Source organism: uncultured Thiodictyon sp., assembly GCF_903828115.1.
Taxonomy (GTDB): Bacteria; Pseudomonadota; Gammaproteobacteria; order Chromatiales; family Chromatiaceae; genus Thiodictyon.
Genome location: NZ_CAIKKU010000319.1, coordinates 1 through 2,941 on the forward strand (window position 1 = coordinate 1; position 2,941 = coordinate 2,941).

Below are 2,941 nucleotides of genomic sequence, written 5' to 3' on the forward strand. Positions count from 1 at the left end.
GATCCAATCTGGGGTGCGATAGAATCCGGCGCGCCACGATGTGCGCTCGATTACGATTGCGACAACGACAACGACAACGACAACGACAACGACAACGACAACGACAACGACAACGATTGATGCGCAAGGAATCTCGGTTCAGGCCCCCAGATAAGCGGCGCGGACCTTGGGGCTAGCGAGCAGCGCGGCGGCGGCGTCCTGGTGGACGATCAGCCCGCCCTCCAGGACGTAGCCGCGGCCGCTCACCTCCAGGGCCAGGCGGGCGTTCTGCTCCACTAAAAGCAGGGTCATGCCCTGGTCGGCGATGAGGCGGATGGTTTCAAAGATCGTCTGCACCGCCAAGGGGGCCAGCCCCATGCTGGGCTCGTCGAGCAGCAGCAGGCGCGGGCGGCTCATCAGGGCGCGGGCAATGGCCAGCATTTGCTGTTCGCCCCCGGACAGGGTCCCGCCGGTCTGGGCGCGACGTTCCTCCAGACGCGGAAAGAGCCCGTAGACACGCGCGAGATCCGCGGCAATCCCCGCCATATCCGTACGGAAATAGGCCCCCATTTGCAGGTTTTCCGCCACCGTCAGGCGCGGGAAGACCCCGCGGCCCTCCGGGACCAGACTGATCCCGAGCCGCGCCCGCCGGTGTACCGGCAGTCCCGTCACCTCGCTCCCGGCGTAGCGGATGGTCCCGGCGGCGGCCGGCAGGAGGCCCGCGAGTGCGCGCATCGTCGTGGTCTTGCCGGCCCCGTTGGCACCGATCAGGCAGACGACCTCCCCCTGTGCGACCGCAAGGTCGATGCCCTTGAGGGCGCGGATGCCGCCGTAATGCACCTCGAGCCCCTGGACTTCGAGCAGGCTCATGCCGCGGCCCCCCCCGCCCCGGCGCCCAGATAGGCCTCGATCACGGCCGGGTCGCGCTGCACCGCGGCGGGCGGCCCATCGGCGATCTTGCGCCCGTAGTCCAGCACCACCACCCGGTCGCACAGGCCCATCATCAAACGCACGTCGTGCTCGATCAGGAGCAGGGTCAGGCCGCGGGCGCGAATCGCCTCCAGGAGCCCCTTGAGGGCCTGGGTCTCGATTGGATTCATCCCCGCGGCGGGCTCGTCGAGCGCCAGGACCTTGGGGTCCGTGGCGAGTGCCCGGGCGATCTCCAGGCGCCGTTGGTCGCCATAGGGCAACTGCCGGGCGAGTTGGTCCGCGCGTCCGCCGAGTCCCACCCGTTCCAGGAGTTGCTGGGACCGCTCGCGGATGGAGCGCTCCTCGGCACGGGTGCGCGCGCCGCGCAGCACGGCCCCCAGGACCCCGGCGCGCGAGCGCACATGGCGTCCGACCATTACGTTCTCCAATACGCTCATGTTGGCGAACAGCCGGATGTTCTGGAAGGTGCGTGCCAGCCCCAGGGCTGCCACCGCGTGGGGCTTGAGCCCGGCCAGCGGCACGCCATCCAGGTGGACGCTGCCGCTGCTCGGGTGATAGAGCCCAGTGAGACAGTTGAAGAAGGTGGTCTTGCCGGCCCCGTTGGGTCCGATCAGCCCGACGATCTCGCCCGCCTGGACCGCGATGGAGACCTCGCTGAGCGCGGTCAGTCCGCCGAAGCGTTTGGTCACCGCACGCGCGTCGAGCAGCGGCGGCGGGCGGGCGGCGGCCTCAGCGTTCGGCGTCATAGAGCGCCTCCTGTTCCTGCCGGATCAGGTCCGGGTTGTCCGGGTGCAACTCCCGCGCCCGCACCGGCGAGGGCCAGAGGCCCTGGGGTCGGAACAGCATCACCACCACCAGGGCGAGACCGAAGAGCAGCATCCGCAGGTCCGCCGGATCGACCAGCACCCGGCCGAGCAGCCCCTCCTGCAGCGGTCCTATGTAGCGCAGCAGTTCCGGCAGCACGGTCACCAGGATGGCCCCCAGGATGACCCCCGGGATGTGGCCCATGCCCCCCAGCACCACCATGCACAGGATCATGATGGACTCCATCAGGGTGAAGGACTCGGGGCTCACGAAGCCCTGGAAGGCGGCGAACAGCCCGCCACCCAGCCCGCCGAAGGTCGCCCCCATGGCGAAGGCCAGCAGCTTCAGGTTGCGCGTGTTGATCCCCATCGCCTCGGCGGCCACCTCGTCCTCGCGGATCGCCGCCCAGGCGCGCCCGATGCGCGATCCCTGCAGCCGCAGGGCCATGAAGATCACTGCCAGGGTGAGCAAGAGAAACAGGTAATAGTGGGTGTGCGTGCCGGGCAGTGTGACGCCAAGCCATTCGGTTGGCCGCCGCAGGGACGCATCGGCGATGCGCACCGGGTCGATCATATTGATGCCCTGGGGGCCGTTGGTGAGATTGACCGGGGCGTTCAGGTTATTCAGAAAGATCCGGATGATCTCCCCGAAGCCGAGCGTCACGATGGCCAGATAGTCACCGCGCAGGCGCAGTGTCGGGGCCCCCAGCAGCACCCCGAAGAGGCAGGCGACCCCGGCCCCCAGCGGCAGCAGGGCCCAGAATGGCAGGTGGATGCCGAGTTGGGGCGAGGCCAGGATGGCGTAGAAATAGGCCCCCACCGCATAGAAGGCGACATAGCCGAGATCCAGCAGTCCCGCAAACCCTACCACGATGTTGAGTCCGAGCGCCAGCATCACATAGAGCAGCGCGAAATCGAGTATCCGCACCCAGGACCGCCCCATCCCGGCGTCCACCAGGAAGGGCAGGGCGACCAGCAGCACCGCCAGGGCCGCATAGGCACCCCAGGCGAGGCGCGGGTCGCGGTAGCAACGCTCGGGGAGAAGATCATTCATTTGCGGACGAAACTCTTGGTAACGAGTCAAGAACAAGCTAAACACAAAAACGATCGTTGTCGTTGTCGTTGTCGTTGTCGTTGTCGTAATCGTAATCGTAATCGTAATCGTAATCGGAGAAGCGATGCAATTTAGGGTGCGAGAAAATTCGGGGCGCCACGATAACAACGACAAC

Annotated in this window: 3 protein-coding genes; all 3 read right to left on the reverse strand. The window is 67.1% G+C overall.

All coding sequences use genetic code 11. The features are described from left to right. Window positions 1-138: 138 nt before the first annotated feature. The gene (locus QZY48_RS11565; RefSeq protein ID WP_366929672.1) at window positions 139-843 is read right to left on the reverse strand and encodes an ABC transporter ATP-binding protein; all 705 of its coding nucleotides are present in this window, start codon (window positions 841-843) and stop codon (window positions 139-141) included. 2 nt (window positions 844-845) lie between these two features. Then, window positions 846-1,655 carry an ABC transporter ATP-binding protein gene (locus QZY48_RS11570; protein ID WP_295431008.1) on the reverse strand — a complete coding sequence of 270 codons (810 nt, stop codon included), beginning with the start codon at window positions 1,653-1,655 and terminating at the stop codon, window positions 846-848. After that, on the reverse strand, window positions 1,639-2,941 hold a 1,303-nt coding region (locus tag QZY48_RS11575; RefSeq protein WP_295431009.1), incomplete at its 5' end, for a hypothetical protein. The genes QZY48_RS11575 and QZY48_RS11570, both read right to left, overlap by 17 nt.

Excerpts from the sequence above, each read along its gene's own strand:
- QZY48_RS11570 (WP_295431008.1), bottom strand. The coding sequence starts at position 1,655 with ATGACGCCGAACGCTGAGGCCGCCGCCCGCCCGCCGCCGCTGCTCGAC.